Here is a 15629-nt window from a genome sequence, read left to right as displayed (position 1 = left end):
CGGCGCTACGAATATTTCGCGGTGCCCGGTCATAGGAAATCTGCATACTGCCTCGCGCCGCTAACCCCTTGTCTATAATCCAGTTAACGGGGAATGCGCCCTCGGTCACACCTTGATGAAATTTCCTGAAGCCAAACGGTGCGGCGCAATTGCGCGGTCTACGTTTAATAAGGGAGATATTTTTACGGCACGGCTGCCGCTAAATTTCATTGCGACAGGAGTAATTCTTATGAGCAAAAAATTTGCCCGCAGCAGCCTGTGCGCGCTCGGCATGACTATCATGACAGCGCACGCCGCAGAACCACCTAAGGCGATGGGTGACGGGGAAGGTCGTCTGGATATTATTGCCTGGCCGGGCTATATCGAGCGTGGGCAGACCGATAAAAACTATGACTGGGTCACCCAGTTTGAAAAAGAGACCGGTTGTGCCGTTAACGTGAAAACGGCGGCCACGTCAGATGAAATGGTCAGCCTGATGGCGAAAGGGGGATACGATCTGGTCACCGCGTCAGGCGATGCATCGCTTCGCCTGATCATGGGCAAACGCGTTCAGCCGATAAATCCCGAACTCATCCCAAACTGGAAAACCCTCGACACGCGCATTGTGAAGGGGGAATGGTTTAACGTCGGCGGCAAGGTCTACGGTACGCCCTATCAGTGGGGGCCAAACCTGCTGATGTACAACACCAAAACCTTCCCGACGCCACCGGACAGCTGGAGTGTGGTCTTTACCAAACAGGATCTGCCGGACGGTAAAACCAATCAGGGTCGCGTGCAGGCATATGACGGGCCAATTTATATCGCCGATGCGGCGCTGTTCGTCAAAGCCACCCAGCCACAGCTGGGCATCAGCGATCCCTACCAGCTCACCGAAGAACAATATGCCGCGGTGCTGAAAGTGCTTCGCGACCAGCATGCCCTGATCCACCGCTACTGGCATGACACCACCGTCCAGATGAGCGACTTCAAAAATGAAGGCGTTGTGGCTTCCAGCGCCTGGCCATATCAGGCAAATGCGCTGAAGGCTGAGAACCAGCCCATCGCCACCGTCTTCCCGAAAGAAGGGGTAACCGGCTGGGCGGATACCACCATGCTCCACGCCCAGGCAAAACATCCGATGTGCGCCTACAAATGGATGAACTGGTCGCTGACGCCAAAAGTGCAGGGCGATCTGGCGGCATGGTTTGGCTCACTGCCCGTCGTGCCTGAAGGGTGTAAAGCCAGTACGCTGCTGGGTGATAAAGGTTGTGAAACAAACGGTTATAACGAGTTCGACAAAATCCTGTTCTGGAAAACCCCGACTGCTCAAGGTGGCAAGTTCGTGCCGTACAGCCGCTGGACGCAGGATTACATCGCCATCATGGGTGGACGATAATCGCCCGGGAGCAGAACATGACGTACGCAGTAGAATTTAACAATGTTTCCCGGCTGTATGGCGATGTGCGGGCGGTGGACGGGGTGACCATTGCCATTCGCGACGGGGAGTTTTTCTCCATGCTGGGGCCTTCGGGCTCCGGCAAAACTACCTGCCTGCGCCTGATAGCGGGTTTTGAACAGCTGTCAGGCGGCACGATTTCTATTTTCGGCAAAGAGGCGAGCGCGCTACCGCCATGGGAGCGGGATGTAAATACCGTCTTTCAGGATTATGCGCTGTTCCCGCATATGTCGATCCTCGATAATGTCGCCTACGGGCTGATGGTGAAAGGCGTCGACAAGAAGAAACGCCATGCCCAGGCGCGTGATGCCCTGGAAAAAGTGGGGCTGAGCTTTGCCATCGCCCGCAAACCTTCGCAACTTTCCGGCGGCCAGCGCCAGCGTGTCGCCATCGCCCGGGCGCTGGTCAATGAACCGCGCGTCCTGCTGCTGGACGAACCGCTGGGCGCGCTCGATCTCAAACTGCGCGAACAGATGCAATTCGAGCTGAAGAAACTTCAGCAGGAACTCGGCATTACCTTTATTTTCGTCACCCACGATCAGGGCGAAGCGCTCTCCATGTCGGACCGGGTGGCGGTATTCAATAACGGCCGCATCGAGCAGGTGGATACCCCGCGCGATCTCTATATGCGTCCGCGCACGCCGTTTGTCGCCGGTTTTGTGGGCACGTCCAACGTCTTTGATGCAGCGCTTGCGCAGAAAATTTGCGGCATGGAAGGTATCTATTCCCTGCGCCCGGAACATATTCGCCTGAACGAGGGCGGCGAGGTTCAGGTTCAGGGTATCGTGCAGGCCGTTCAGTATCAGGGAGCCGCCACGCGCCTGGAGCTGAAGCTTGCCGAGGGGGCCAAACTGCTGGTCAGCCAGGCCAACCTCAGCGATGTCTCGCTGCTGAGCGGCATTGCGCCGGGGCAGGCGGTGATGGCCTCGTGGTCACGCGAGGCGATGATTCGCCTGCATGAGGAAAGGTGAAATGGATATGAGTGTCGCTCATCCTCCCGCACCGCACGGCCGCTTGAGCCGCATGACGGCACTGTTCTGGCGTAAGCCGTCGCTCGGCCTGTTCCTGCTGCTGCTTGCCCCGCTGATGTGGTTTGGCATCGTCTATCTCGGATCGCTGCTGACCCTGCTGTGGCAGGGGTTTTACACCTTTGACGACTTCACCATGGCGGTCACGCCGGACCTGACGCTGGCGAATATTCAGGCGCTCTTCAATCCGGCAAACTACGACATCATCCTGCGCACCTTAACGATGGCGGTCGCGGTCACGTTGGCCAGCGCCATTCTGGCATTCCCGATGGCCTGGTATATGGCGCGTTACACCCGCGGCAAGTGGAAAGCGTTCTTCTATATCGCCGTGATGCTGCCGATGTGGGCGAGCTACATTGTCAAAGCCTACGCCTGGACGTTGTTGCTGGCGAAGGATGGTGTGGCGCAATGGTTTCTCAGTCATATGGGGCTGGAGCCGATCCTCACCTCACTTCTTACGCTCCCGGCGATAGGCGGTAACACGTTATCCACCTCCGGGCTGGGGCGCTTTCTGGTCTTTGTCTATATCTGGCTGCCGTTTATGATCCTGCCCGTGCAGGCCGCGCTGGAACGTCTGCCAGCGTCGTTACTGCAGGCTTCAGCCGACCTCGGCGCGCGCCCCCGCCAGACCTTTCGCTATGTTGTATTGCCGCTGGCGATCCCGGGAATTGCCGCGGGTTCGATATTTACCTTTTCCCTGACGCTGGGGGATTTCATCGTCCCGCAGCTGGTGGGGCCGCCGGGCTATTTCATCGGTAACATGGTCTACGCTCAGCAGGGCGCTATCGGCAATATGCCCATGGCGGCTGCGTTTACGCTGGTTCCCATTGTGCTAATTTCGCTTTATCTGGCGTTCGTGAAACGTCTGGGAGCATTCGATGCACTCTGAACGCGCACCGTTGTTCCTGAAAGTGGCGGCATGGGGAGGCGTCATCTTCCTGCACTTCCCGCTGCTGATTATCGCGATCTACGCCTTTAACACTGAAGATGCTGCCTTCAGCTTCCCGCCGCAGGGGCTGACGCTCAAGTGGTTTAGCGTGGCGGCGGGGCGTGGCGATATCATTGAATCCGTGACGTTGTCACTTCAGATTGCCGCGCTCTCCACCGCCATTGCCCTGGTGCTTGGCACGCTTGCTGCAGCGGCACTGTGGCGAAGCGACTTTTTTGGCAAAAACGCCATTTCACTGTTGCTGCTGTTGCCCATTGCCTTACCGGGAATCATTACCGGTCTGGCGCTGCTGACCGCATTTAAAACGATCAACCTTGAACCGGGTTTTTTCACCATCGTTGTCGGGCACGCCACATTCTGCGTGGTGGTGGTGTTCAACAACGTCATTGCCCGGTTCAGACGCACCTCCTGGAGTCTGGTGGAGGCGTCAATGGATCTCGGGGCCGACGGGTGGCAAACCTTCCGCTATGTGGTGTTGCCCAATCTGGGTTCAGCACTTCTGGCGGGCGGAATGCTGGCCTTTGCCCTGTCGTTTGACGAAATCATCGTCACAACCTTTACGGCGGGACACGAGCGCACGTTACCGCTGTGGTTGCTCAATCAGCTCGGCCGTCCTCGCGACGTGCCGGTCACCAACGTTGTTGCACTGTTGGTCATGCTGGTGACAACTTTCCCCATTCTGGGTGCCTGGTGGCTAACCCGCGATGGCGAGAACATCGCCGGCAGCGGGAAATAACATTGATTTGAACAGGACAATGCTATGCAAACACATCTGCTGATAAAGGGTGAACTGGTCGCCGGACAAGGCGAAAAGCAGCCGGTATATAACCCGGCCACCGGAGAAGTACTGCTGGAGATTGCTGAAGCCTCTGTCGCGCAAGTTGACGCGGCTGTTCAGGCCGCCGATCGGGCTTTTATCGACTGGGGGCAGACCACGCCCAAAGCGCGTGCGGAATGTCTGCTGAAACTGGCTGACGCCATTGAGGTGCAGGGTGAAGAATTTGCCAGGCTTGAATCGCTCAACTGCGGGAAGCCGCTCCACTGTGCTCTGGGGGATGAAATTCCGGCGGTGGTCGACGTGTTTCGTTTCTTCGCCGGGGCGGCCCGCTGCCTGAACGGTCTGGCCGCAGGTGAATACCTTGAGGGGCACACCTCGATGATCCGCCGTGATCCGGTGGGGGTAGTTGCATCGATTGCGCCGTGGAACTACCCGCTGATGATGGCAGCATGGAAGCTGGCACCCGCGCTGGCTGCCGGTAACTGCGTGGTGATAAAACCCTCTGAAATCACGCCGCTGACGGCGTTAAAACTGGGAGAGCTGGCGAAAGATATCTTCCCGGCAGGCGTCGTGAACGTGTTATTTGGTCGCGGTAAGACGGTTGGCGATCCGCTCACCGGGCATGACAAAGTCCGCATGGTGTCGCTGACCGGTTCAATTGCCACCGGCGAGCATATCATCGGCCATACGGCGTCCTCCATTAAGCGCACCCACATGGAGCTGGGCGGTAAGGCTCCGGTAATCGTTTTTGATGATGCTGACCTGGACGCGGTTGTCGAAGGGGTGCGAACGTTTGGTTTCTACAATGCCGGGCAGGACTGTACGGCGGCCTGCCGCATTTATGCCCAGAAAGGCATATATCCTGCGCTGGTTGAAAAGCTGGGTGCTGCGGTCGCCAGCCTCAAAATGGGGGCGCCGGAAGATGCCGCTACTGAACTGGGGCCGCTCAGCTCGGCCGCTCACCTTTCACGCGTCTGTCAGGCTGTCGATCAGGCGAAAGCGCTCGGTCATATCAGCGTTGTGACGGGCGGAAGCAAAAAGGAGGGGGCTGGCTACTACTTCCAGCCGACCCTGCTGGCGGGGGCAAAACAGGACGATGCCATTGTTCAGCGCGAAGTGTTTGGGCCGGTGGTGAGCGTCACTGAATTTGACGATGAAGCGCAGGTGCTGGCCTGGGCGAATGATTCACAGTATGGCCTGGCGTCATCGGTCTGGACCAAAGACGTGGGCCGTGCTCATCGTCTGAGTGCGCGGTTGCAGTACGGCTGTACCTGGGTGAATACCCACTTTATGCTGGTGAGCGAAATGCCGCACGGCGGCATGAAGTTATCCGGCTACGGCAAAGATATGTCGGTGTACGGGCTTGAGGATTATACGGTCGTCCGGCATGTGATGATCAAACACTAAGCCATCCTGCCTGGCCGCTTGCGCGGCCGGGCATTCTCCTTCTTCGCCCTGCGTGTTAAGCAAGCTACTCCATTGTTATTAGCCATAATATTTAAGTGGTTATTCTGTAACGAAAAAACTTGATCTGTATCAACATATGACGCATATTGCGTGCGGTTATTTTTTCGGCTCTGGTATACAGAATGACGTTGTATCAAAAGATGTTGGTTTTTTACGCAGTGATGGCTTCCATCTGTGCATTAATTACCTGGTTCCTTTCAAAAGATCGCAAACGCATCCGCCTGCTCAGCGCGTTTCTGGTGGGGTCGACCTGGCCGATGAGCTTCCCCGTTGCGCTCCTGATCTCGCTTTTCTGAAGCACGCTTCCACTTTTTCCAGATGAACATGGCATTCCTGATTCGATAACTGTATAAATACACAGTGCATCGTAAAAGGAGTGCTTATGAACAGTTTTTACTCGCAGCAGGCGGGTTGCACCGTGCGCTGGCATGATTTGCCCGGCTCAGGCGAGCCCGTGGTCTTCATCCACGGGCTGGGGTGTGCCTCTTCCTATGAATATCCCCGCGTTGTCCGTGACCTTCAGTTTGGCGCACGCCGGGCCATTCTCATTGATTTGCCCGGCAGCGGTTACAGCGATAAACCCGAGCATTACAGCTATCACACCACTGACCAGGCCCGCGTGGTGGCAGAGCTGATTGACCATCTTGAATTGGATGCCTTCTGGTTATACGGCCACAGCATGGGCGGCAGTATCGCGATTGAAACGGCGGCAATGCTGGGAACGCGTGTTAAAGGACTGATGGTGTCGGAACCTAATTTTCACGCGGGTGGTGGGATGTTCAGCCGCTCGATTGCGGCGCAAACCGAACAGCAGTTTCTGGAACAGGGTTATGACGCCATGCTCAGCGCAGAAACCTCAGCGTGGGCGGGGTGTCTGCAAAGCAATGCGCCGTATGCAGTCTGGCGCGGAGCAAAGAGCCTGGTTGAGGGTGTAATGCCGGTATGGGAAACGCAATTCCTGTCGCTCTCGTGCCCGGTGACGCTGATCTTCGGCGAACATTCTCTGCCTGACGACGATGTTGATAATCTGAAGCAGAAAGGCGTTGAGGTAAAAATTATCCCTGCGGCGGGGCATTCTATGTCGTGGGAAAATCCGTCAGCACTGGCTCAGACGTTAGCCGGGTGTATGACGGAGTGATGTGCGCAAAAGTTTCGCCCGGCGGCGCGACGCTTGCACGGGCCTACGATGAATTGTGCAAGGTATTGATATTATGGCGGAATATAGGCCGGGTAAGCGCAGCGCCACCCGGCAAGAATGGCAACTACATGATTAAAGCCCGTAATGCCTGACGTGCGTCAGGTTGAATATCATGCGGATGCTGGTAATCAATGTTCTCTATCGCCCGGCTATAGAGGGCAACCAGCCAGTCGTAAACGTACGCGGTGGCCGCATGGACTGGCTGTTCCGCCAGACGCGTCAGACGTGGCACGGCGCTGCTGACGACAGGCGTAACGAAGATAGCCTGTCCCTTGCGGATGCGGCTTGCCGGACGCTCTGCTGAAGGCGTTTGGTCATACCCCAGCCAGCCAACGAAATTGCCCATCACGGCGTGCAGTTGCGCGGCGCTGCTCTTATCCGCTTCGACAATACGCTGAAGCTGTTGCGCCAGATTAAGCCGGTAGCTGGTGACCACCAGAACATCCGCGATTTGCTGTAATACTGCGGGTTCCAGACCGAGACGGGCGGCCGTGGCCTCATTACGGCTCCACTGACGCAGATGATTTATCCATACTCTGTGTGCCAGACGCGCCTTGTCCTTCATCTGGAACTGACCTGCACTTTCCTGGGCGTTATCGGTAAACAGATCAATGGTATCCGTAAACAGCCCATTGACCTGCTCCTCGCGCGGTTGCTGGACGGCGAGCAGTGTTTCAAACGCTTTCATCGGCGGCATCAATCCTTCAAGCAGCTCGCCGTGACGGGCGGCACTGCTTTGCAGGGTGCGCACCATGTTTTCGGCCTGTGCGCGTCGGGTAGCCGGTTCCTCAACCAGCGGGGCGAGATAGCTGCGCATCAGCGCCGAAAGCTCCTGGCGAAGCAAGCTTTTCAGCGTTCCAAGGCGCTTCTGCCGCTGTGCAGGGAGCGTGGCCTGAGACAACCACTCAATGACGCGCTGCATGCTGTGGCTATCCAGCGCCTGCAGCGTGCCCCAGCGTAAACCCGGTTTACCGAGCAGATGCTGTACGGCTTCATCAAGATTCTGGCGGGTGGTAAAGCGGGCGTCATGCGGGGTAATCGCCCACACCAGCCCCGGCAGGGCAGACTCTTCAGCAGGCTGCGTCTCTTTGACCCAGCTCATTAACACTTTTGCTTTTTTGGCCGTCTGCTCGTGCTGCGCTGTCGCATTGCAGATAACCAGCACGTCAGGCTGTAGCTGCTGGCGGTAATGGTCGAGCAACCACTGACATTTTGCCTGCGCTAACGGATCGGCACTGCTGTCTTCAAAGACCGGAATATCAATGATATCAACGTTATCCAGCGCACCACTCTCAACCGGCAGGACCAGCTCGCGGGTCAGGAAGGCCAGCACGTCAACCGGGAGGCTGATGGCGTTGAGCATGTCGCCGTTATTCAGCGGATGCAGCAGCGTCTCCTGTGCGTCCTGCTGGGTTAAGGTGCCATGCGTCAGGAACCCTTCACCCGGCAAGCCAAAGCTATCTACCAGCAGACTCAGCGGAGCAGCAAGCTCGCTGGCATGGCTGGTCTGATGCAGAACATGGGCGAGCTTCAGCCACTGTTGGGTGAATTCCTGTTGCTCACCCCACAGCAGCGACCAGACGCTTGCCCGGGTGCTGAGATCAAGTGAAGGCACCAGTTGGGCAAGCTCATACCACAGGGCATCATCAATTTGCTGTTTCGCAGCGGGTATTGTGCACTGCCAGAAGCGGGCGATGGCACCCACTTCCTGCGCCGTGATACCCGGTACGCCCTGCGGCTGACGCAGGCCACGCCATTTCTCAAGACGGGTCTCAATGACCGCCTTATCCACTGCGCGCATTTGCGGATGCAGCGTCGTGCGGGCAATAAACAGCTGTACCAGCTCGGCCTCGGTGATCAGACTCAGACGTAGCGGAAACGCCTCATCAACCACCTCCCGGTTTTCCCGGGTAAAGCGGACGGCCATGTTGGTCAGGGCATGACCCGGATTGATATGCGAAAAATAGTCAAAGGTGCGCTGGCCTGGCGTAACGTTTAGCCGTCCATTACCGCTGCCGCACAGCGACAGCAGCAGGTGTGCTTTTGCGCTCTGCGAATGACCGTAAAGTCCAATGCTGCTCTGGCGGGTCAGGGCACGTTCAATAGCCTGCTCTCGCGCCTGCGCCGCGTTGATGCGGGCAAGCAGGGCGTCAGCATCGTTGTCCAGAACAGGGGCATTCATGCGCGTCTCATTAATCCACCCGATTAACGCCTGAGTGGTGGTGGTCGTCGCTGTCATTTCAGGTATACGCTCCCGCTGTCGATCCAGTAGTGGCTGCCGCTGTGTCGGCGATCGGCCAGAGTATTCAGTTTGAAGGTTAAGGCGTCAGGCGCTACCGGTGTGCCGTCCTGTAGCCAGGCATCGCTCAGTTCAAAGGACTCAGGACCTTCCTGCTTGCTGCCGCCGCAGAGCTTAAGCCGCACGTTCAGCACGCCGTCACCGGCAATCGCTTTCGCCAGTTCAGCCGAATTGATGCTGAGCGTATAAAGCGGCGTGGCAGGCCAGCGTGCGTTCGCCAGCTGGCGGAAGCCGAGGGTGACGTTGCCGCGTAGCGGGAAGTGCAGGCGTGCGTCGAGTTTTGCGCCCGGCTTATCGAGGTCGATATCCTGATACCAGACGTTTTCCTCACGCAGGGTATTAACGGTGTTATCCAGCACGCCGAGATAACGCACGGTAGAATACGCGCCAATGTCCGCGGCTTTAAAGTTGAAGCGCGGCAGACGCAGGTCGAGCGCCAGGCTGCACAGCATGGCACCCACGGCGGCGGTTGATTTAGGGTTACCAATGCGCCCCTGCTGACTGAACGGATACCACTCATGTACCTGGTATTTATCCAGCCAGACGATGCGATTGACCGGCACCGGCTGCAGGTGACGGATCAGCGCCTGAACGCCTGGCAGGCAGCCAGGGCGACCGGTAATCAGCAGAATATCGCAGCTGTAGTGGGAAATCGCTTCACAGACTGCGTGAAGCGGAGAGGTCAGCGTAAACTGACCGGCCAGCATCGCATCCTGCATCTCGCGGAAATTGACGTGCAGCGGTACGGCGAACAGGTCGAACGCTTCTGAGCCCGCAGGCAGGGCATGATCAATCGCCTGCTGCAGATAATTCATGACGTTGCGGGTTGGTTTCTGCGGCAGAAGATCGCCAAAGGTGGCATGCAGGCCAGCCAGCGGATCGTCAACGTCACTGGATTCCCACGCCGCAAGAATGGCGTGGCCAATCGGCATAAAGAGCTGTAGCGCCGTTTGCTGGCGCAGCACGGCCTGGGTATCAATACGCCCGGAGTCGCCGAACAGCGACGCCATGAGCAGCGAGGCGTCCGCAATCCCGGATTTCTGCAGCTGCGTTTGCAGGGCGGGCAGCACGTAGCGCTGAATCACGTCCAGAAGGGTATCATCGCCCGCCACTTTAAACCCTTCGCGGAACAGCAGCTGCGGCGTGATTTTGACGTTATTACCGGAGCCGTCATCCAGTTGATAATGGGTGATCGCCATATCCGTGGTGCCGCCACCGATGTCGATAGACGCGACGCGCAATGCGCGGCCGGGCTGCACACCCGGCTCAGGCTCACGATCCGTGCGGGCGAGGGAGGCAAAGAAGGCTTCCGTCTGGCCGCCAAAATGGGAGATCGCTTCGTTATACAGCCAGACCAGTTGACCACAGCTGGCCTCATCCCACTCCATCTGGATTTCAGGGACCGGCACCACGCTTTTTTCCTGCTGTTTGCGGGTGGCAAAATCCTCATCCTGCGGGTGCCAGCCCATCGCTTTCCAGACGATGGCGATGGCTTCGAACATGCGGCGACGGAAAATCTCGCGCTCCTGCTTTGGCATTGCCGAGGGCAGGGTCAGGATCAGGGTGCGCAGCTGGCGTGGCGAGGCAGGGAAGCCCAGACGCAGGCGGGTGGCGACGCTGTTGATCTGACCCAGCGCCTGCGCCAGCAGCTCGCACAGCATATGCGTCATCAGGGTGCTGCGGCTGTACTGCGGCGAGAAGACCGGCAGTCGCTCGTCCTGCGGTAACGTAAACAGCGGTTCACCGTCATCGTTCATCAGGTTCATCAGCGGGAACGCCGTGGCAAGCGGCTCACGCTGGGTTTTGCCGTTCATCTGACTAAAGCGCCAGTCCTGCACCACCGGTGTTTCATCCCACAAATAGCGACGCGGGCTGGAGATGCCGCTGTTCCCTTCGGTTCCCAGACGCTGCATCGCCAGCTTGCGGGCTTCATCACCCACGCGAACGATCGACGGCCAGACAAACGCATCTTCGCGGCCACTTTCAACCGAGAAGTGCTGTTTGCCAAAGCGTGCTTCGGAAAACTCGAGACGGCTGGTAAACAGAGGCTCATTGAGGAATTGCGGCTCGCTCAATGAACGAACCTGTAACTCGGCGGTCTGCCGCAGTCCATCGTTCGCATCGCCGTGGTCTTCAATAATGACGCCGCAGGTGTGAGTGTTACCGACGTCGAGGATCAGGTCGACCGGAATCGCTGGCGTACTGAGGGTATGGGTAACAAATTTCACTTCCGGCACGGTGAGCTGTTCACCGAGCATGGTCAGCAGGTTAAGCCAGTGAGCCTGATATTCAAAGCTGCGCATCGCCTGATGCAGGTCACGTTCAGAACGATTTTCAACGCCGTCAGCATACTGGGTAAATGCTTCACGCAGCCAGCCGTCAATCCAGGTCTGGTCGAGGAAGCTTTCAACCTCGCTATCGCGCCATGCCAGCGCGAAACGGGTGCCGTTCAGAATATCGTTTTCAACCGGCGACAGCGCGGAGGTGGCATGTTCCGCAATCTGGCTGTCGAGGGCGAGGGTCACGCGGTGCGTATTGCCTGCGGTGTCGGGGGTGTCGAGCTTGCGGACCTGCACGCGGGCCCAGTTATCCGGCCCCTCCACAAAGGTGCGCGGCGGGTTGAAGCGCAGGAACGGGACAGGAAGCCAGACGCCGTCCAGCACCGCAAGGGACTGCTGCAGCGGGATAGTCGTTTCCGGTTTAACCACTTCAGGCTGGCCGCCGTGCGTTCCCGGCACGGTATAGCGACCGTTAACCAGATCGAAATCGAGGCGTAAAAGAGGGCCGTTGGCGGTCTTACGTACGAAGCGCCCGTGGCTGGCGGTGTCCTGCGGCGTCAGCCCGAAATCGAGGAATTGCACGCCGCTGTTGGCAATAAGCGTAACGCTTTGTTTATAGTCGCAAAGATTTACCAGCATAGGATCAGGCACCTGCTTTCTTGAACGTCAGGGGGACGACGGTGTTGGCATCATAACGGGCGCGACATTCTGCGATATCGCTGGTGCCGGCTTTACAGGCGACTTCCGGCATCGGGTAGCGGGAACCGTCGGTGCAGCGGGCCGTGCCGCGACTCTTGATCATCAGCTCACCATTGCTGTGTAGCCCGGAGAAGATCTCCGCGCGGCAGACAATATTGTCGCCATGGACTATGCGGGCGAAACCTTTATTGTTCTGGATTTGATAGCGCATTGACGGTGGCTTGCCGGTGACCGGGTCTTTCACGTCGAGAATCGCGCGCCAGGTACCGTTCAGGAAGCGTGTCGATCCGGCTTTCACCTGACCGGCCTCCATCACCATGGCATCTTTCGGGATCGCGACAATCACCACGGGAGCGGGTTCAGGCTCTTTTTCTTTGCTCGCCACCACCTCAGCCTGATGCAGGGGTAAATTCATCGCCAGTGGCTCAACGGCTTTGATCGGTTTTGGGGCGATAGCCACGGGCTCAGGGACCGGCGCAGGCGGGGGCTCTGCAGAAGGGGCCGGTTTTGGCCACATCAGCGGGGCGGCAATAGCGGCAACGATCACCGCCGCGACCGGCAGCGTCCAAAGGGGAACGCGACGCTTCTTCGTGATGACGACAGGCGCGGCTTCAGGCGCAGGTTGCGCAACAACCGGTGCGGGCTCGGGCGCATACAGGTCTTCCGGCGTAATCCGTATCGCGGCGACCGGGGCAATCAGCGGCTCGTCAGCTTTTTCAAAGGTGATGGCCGGTTCGGGCACCCGCTCGGGCTCGGGTTCAGGATCTTCAATCACAACGGGGGCGGGCTCAGGGATCAGCGATTCACGCAGGCAGTCGAGGACATCGTCACGCGCATTTTCATTCAGGTTCACAAAACCCCAGAAGCACAGGATCGGTTTTCCGTCGACGAGAAAAACGAAATTTTCCCCAGGGAACTGAAATGCTTTCGACAGCAGCGAGCCGAAGAGCTGTTGCGCTGTTTTCGGCGACTGAAGGCATTTCTTGCTTAACGACTCTACGCTCGCAAGGGTGTTTTCCAGATAGCGCAGGGCGCGATAGCGGTCGTCCTCATCAGCCGCTTTCCAGCTGGTGACGTTTCCCTCCACCGGGGAGTACCAGTCCACGCGGTCGCCGCTGTCGTTGACCTGCGGAATCGCCAGACAGTCAACGATAGCCTGTTGTTTGCGCAACCGGAGCGCTTCCCGAATTTGTAACGCTGATTCAAAAACGGCTTGTCCGCCGCCGCCCACGGCCTGAAAATCATCCAGGTTACCGCTGCGTAAAAGAGTTTTAGCCACGATTTGATCCCATATACTTCTTCACGCCGTTACTTTAACGAAACGAGGAAGAAAACAAACGGAGGAAGAGACGCTAAAAGGGCCGATTTCTTGCGGCATAGAAAGTGACGGTTGTGCTTGACGGATAATGGCACTTAAGGCAAATCATCTTTTCGGATGCTGACCGTAAAACCAGCAAAAAACGCGGCTTTAGAATAACCTGATAGTGTTTCGTTATTTGCCAGGTCATAACGGCTGTGCTGTTATTACTGTCCTATATAATAAAACTGTCAGGGTTATAACCATGTCTACAGGGAAAACACTGCTCGCCCTTGCGCTGAGCGCGCTTTTACCAGCCGGTGCCGCGTGGGCGGCAAACAACGACACCTTAATTTACTGTTCTGAAGCATCACCCGAGTCGTTCAACCCGCAAATCGCCAGTTCCGGCCCCTCTTTTGTCGCCAGTTCTCAGGTACTGTACAACCGCCTGATCAATTTCGACCCGGTGAAAAACACGCCGGTTCCGTCGCTGGCGGAATCCTGGACGATTTCACCGGACGGTAAGACCTATACCTTTACCCTGCGCAAAGGGGTGAAGTTCAACAGCAACAAATACTTCAAGCCGACCCGCGACTTTAACGCCGATGACGTTATTTTCTCAGTTATGCGTCAGAAAGACCCTAAGCATCCGTACCACAACGTGTCCCAGGGTAACTATGAATACTTTAACGACGTGGGTCTTGATAAGCTGATTCAGGACGTCAAAAAAGTCGACGATTACCACGTTCAGTTCACCCTGAGTGAACCCAACGCCGCGTTCCTGGCCGACTGGGGGATGGATTTTGCCTCGATTCTCTCCGCAGAATACGCCGATGCGATGCTGAAAAAAGGTACGCCTGAAAACGTGGACACCTGGCCGATCGGTACCGGTCCTTATGTGCTGCAGCAGTACAAAGTGGATTCACTGATCCGCTACGTCGCTAATCCGAACTACTGGGATGGCGAGGTGCCGACCAAACATCTGATCTTCTCCATCACGCCAAATGTGGAGACGCGTCTGGCGAAACTGCAGACCAACGAATGCCAGATTATACCCGCGCCGTCTCCGGTGCAGTTTGAGGTGATTAAGAAGAACAAAGACCTGACGCTGCACTCGGTTGATGCGCTGAACGTCGGCTATCTGGCGTTTAACACCGAGAAAAAACCGTTTGATAACGTGCTGGTGCGCCAGGCGCTGAACTACGCGACCGACAAGAAGGCTATCGTTAACGCGGTCTTTATGGGGTCGGGGACGGTGGCAAAATCGCCGATCCCACCCAATATGATGGGCTTTAATAACGAGCTGAAGGATTACAGCTACGATCCGGAAAAAGCGAAAGCGCTGCTGAAGCAGGCCGGGCTGGAGAAGGGCGCAGACGTTACGCTATGGTCAATGCCGGTTCAGCGTCCGTATAACCCAAACTCGCGTCGCATTGCGGAGATGATCCAGAGCGACTGGGCGAAGGTGGGCGTAAAGGCAAAAATCGTCTCTTACGAGTGGGGCGAATATCTCTCCGGAATGCGTAAAGGCGAACATGATTCCGCACTGTTTGGCTGGATGTCCGATAACGGTGACCCGGACAACTTTGCCGATGTGCTGCTGGGCTGCAACAGCATTAAAACCGGGTCAAATGCCGCACGCTGGTGCGATAAAGATTATGATTCCCTGGTACAAAAAGCGAAGCTGACCAGCAATCCGGCTGAGCGTGCGAAGCTCTATGGCCAGGCGCAGGAGATTTTCTACCAGCAGGCGCCGTGGATCGCACTGGCAAACGGCAAAACGTTCTATGCGACCCGCAGCAACGTGACCGGGTACAGCGTGAGCCTGATGGGCAGTGATTTTTCAAAAGCGAAGCTGAACTAAGCATTTTATTGCCGGGTGGCGGCTACCCCTTACCCGGCCTACATTTTGCACCCGTAGGCCCGGTAAGCGTAGCGCCACCGGGCACGTGAGGAGGAGTGACAATGTCACATTTAAACGACGTGATCGCCCGCGTGGATGCCGCCATCGACGAGAGCGTGATTGCCCATATGAACGAACTGCTGATTAAACTGAGCGATGATGCCGAGCTCAGCCGGGAAGAACGCTATACCCAGCAGCAGCGTCTGCGTACCGCGATTTCGCATCACGGTAAGCAGCATAAAGAAGAAATGGACGCGCGGCAGGAACAGCTGACCAAAGGCGGCACGATTCTGTAGC

General features: G+C 57.3%; 12 protein-coding genes. 9 read left to right on the top strand and 3 right to left on the bottom strand.

Annotation, left to right across the window (positions count from 1 at the left end; translation table 11 throughout):
- Positions 1–229: 229 nt before the first annotated feature.
- The 7 genes from ydcS (at position 230) to ACMGGM_RS02595 (ending at position 6795) form a co-directional block, all read left to right on the top strand.
- Positions 230–1375, top strand: a complete 1146-nt coding sequence (gene ydcS, locus ACMGGM_RS02625) for a putative ABC transporter substrate-binding protein YdcS (RefSeq protein WP_023330505.1) — start codon at positions 230–232, stop codon at positions 1373–1375.
- Positions 1376–1392: 17 nt separating this feature from the next.
- A complete protein-coding gene (locus ACMGGM_RS02620) occupies positions 1393–2406 on the top strand; it encodes an ABC transporter ATP-binding protein (protein ID WP_014883960.1) in 1014 nt (337 codons plus the stop codon).
- Position 2407: 1 nt separating this feature from the next.
- On the top strand, positions 2408–3352 hold the full coding sequence (locus ACMGGM_RS02615) for an ABC transporter permease (protein WP_063614315.1): 945 nt from the start codon (positions 2408–2410) through the stop codon (positions 3350–3352).
- On the top strand, positions 3342–4148 hold the full coding sequence (locus ACMGGM_RS02610) for an ABC transporter permease (RefSeq protein WP_045135193.1): 807 nt from the start codon (positions 3342–3344) through the stop codon (positions 4146–4148). The genes ACMGGM_RS02615 and ACMGGM_RS02610 overlap by 11 nt, the downstream gene beginning before the upstream one ends.
- A 24-nt stretch (positions 4149–4172) precedes the next feature.
- Complete coding sequence (gene patD / locus ACMGGM_RS02605; RefSeq protein ID WP_414149092.1) at positions 4173–5597, top strand: aminobutyraldehyde dehydrogenase; 1425 nt, start codon at positions 4173–4175, stop codon at positions 5595–5597.
- 182 nt (positions 5598–5779) lie between these two features.
- Complete coding sequence (locus tag ACMGGM_RS02600) at positions 5780–5953, top strand: GhoT/OrtT family toxin (RefSeq protein ID WP_014883956.1); 174 nt, start codon at positions 5780–5782, stop codon at positions 5951–5953.
- Positions 5954–6039: 86 nt separating this feature from the next.
- Positions 6040–6795 (top strand): alpha/beta fold hydrolase, encoded by a 756-nt coding sequence (locus ACMGGM_RS02595; protein ID WP_045135195.1) that lies wholly within the window; start codon positions 6040–6042, stop codon positions 6793–6795.
- Positions 6796–6919: 124 nt separating this feature from the next.
- Here the strand turns inward: ACMGGM_RS02595 and ACMGGM_RS02590 are convergent, their stop codons facing one another.
- From ACMGGM_RS02590 to ACMGGM_RS02580, 3 genes are read right to left on the bottom strand one after another with little or no spacing between them, the layout of a single operon-like run.
- Positions 6920–9094: a virulence factor SrfC family protein gene (locus ACMGGM_RS02590; protein ID WP_063943189.1), complete on the bottom strand. Its 2175-nt coding sequence runs from the start codon at positions 9092–9094 to the stop codon at positions 6920–6922.
- Complete coding sequence (locus ACMGGM_RS02585) at positions 9091–12072, bottom strand: virulence factor SrfB (RefSeq protein ID WP_023330500.1); 2982 nt, start codon at positions 12070–12072, stop codon at positions 9091–9093. The genes ACMGGM_RS02590 and ACMGGM_RS02585 overlap by 4 nt, the downstream gene beginning before the upstream one ends.
- Before the next feature lie 4 nt (positions 12073–12076).
- Entirely contained in the window at positions 12077–13411 is a 1335-nt protein-coding gene (locus tag ACMGGM_RS02580; RefSeq protein WP_063943187.1) for an SrfA family protein, read from the bottom strand.
- A gap of 283 nt (positions 13412–13694) precedes the next feature.
- Between ACMGGM_RS02580 and ACMGGM_RS02575 the strand changes: the two genes are divergently transcribed.
- Both ACMGGM_RS02575 and ACMGGM_RS02570 read left to right on the top strand, forming a co-directional pair.
- On the top strand, positions 13695–15293 hold the full coding sequence (locus ACMGGM_RS02575; protein ID WP_047625847.1) for an ABC transporter substrate-binding protein: 1599 nt from the start codon (positions 13695–13697) through the stop codon (positions 15291–15293).
- A 101-nt stretch (positions 15294–15394) separates the two neighbouring features.
- Entirely contained in the window at positions 15395–15628 is a 234-nt protein-coding gene (locus ACMGGM_RS02570) for a YdcY family protein (RefSeq protein ID WP_250365864.1), read from the top strand.
- The last annotated feature ends 1 nt before the right edge of the window (position 15629 follow it).

This window comes from Enterobacter sp. BNK-14, assembly GCF_047456095.1.
Taxonomy (GTDB): Bacteria; Pseudomonadota; Gammaproteobacteria; order Enterobacterales; family Enterobacteriaceae; genus Enterobacter; species Enterobacter kobei.
The sequence above is the reverse complement of the archived record's forward strand: the minus strand, read 5'-3'. Positions and strand labels throughout refer to the sequence as shown.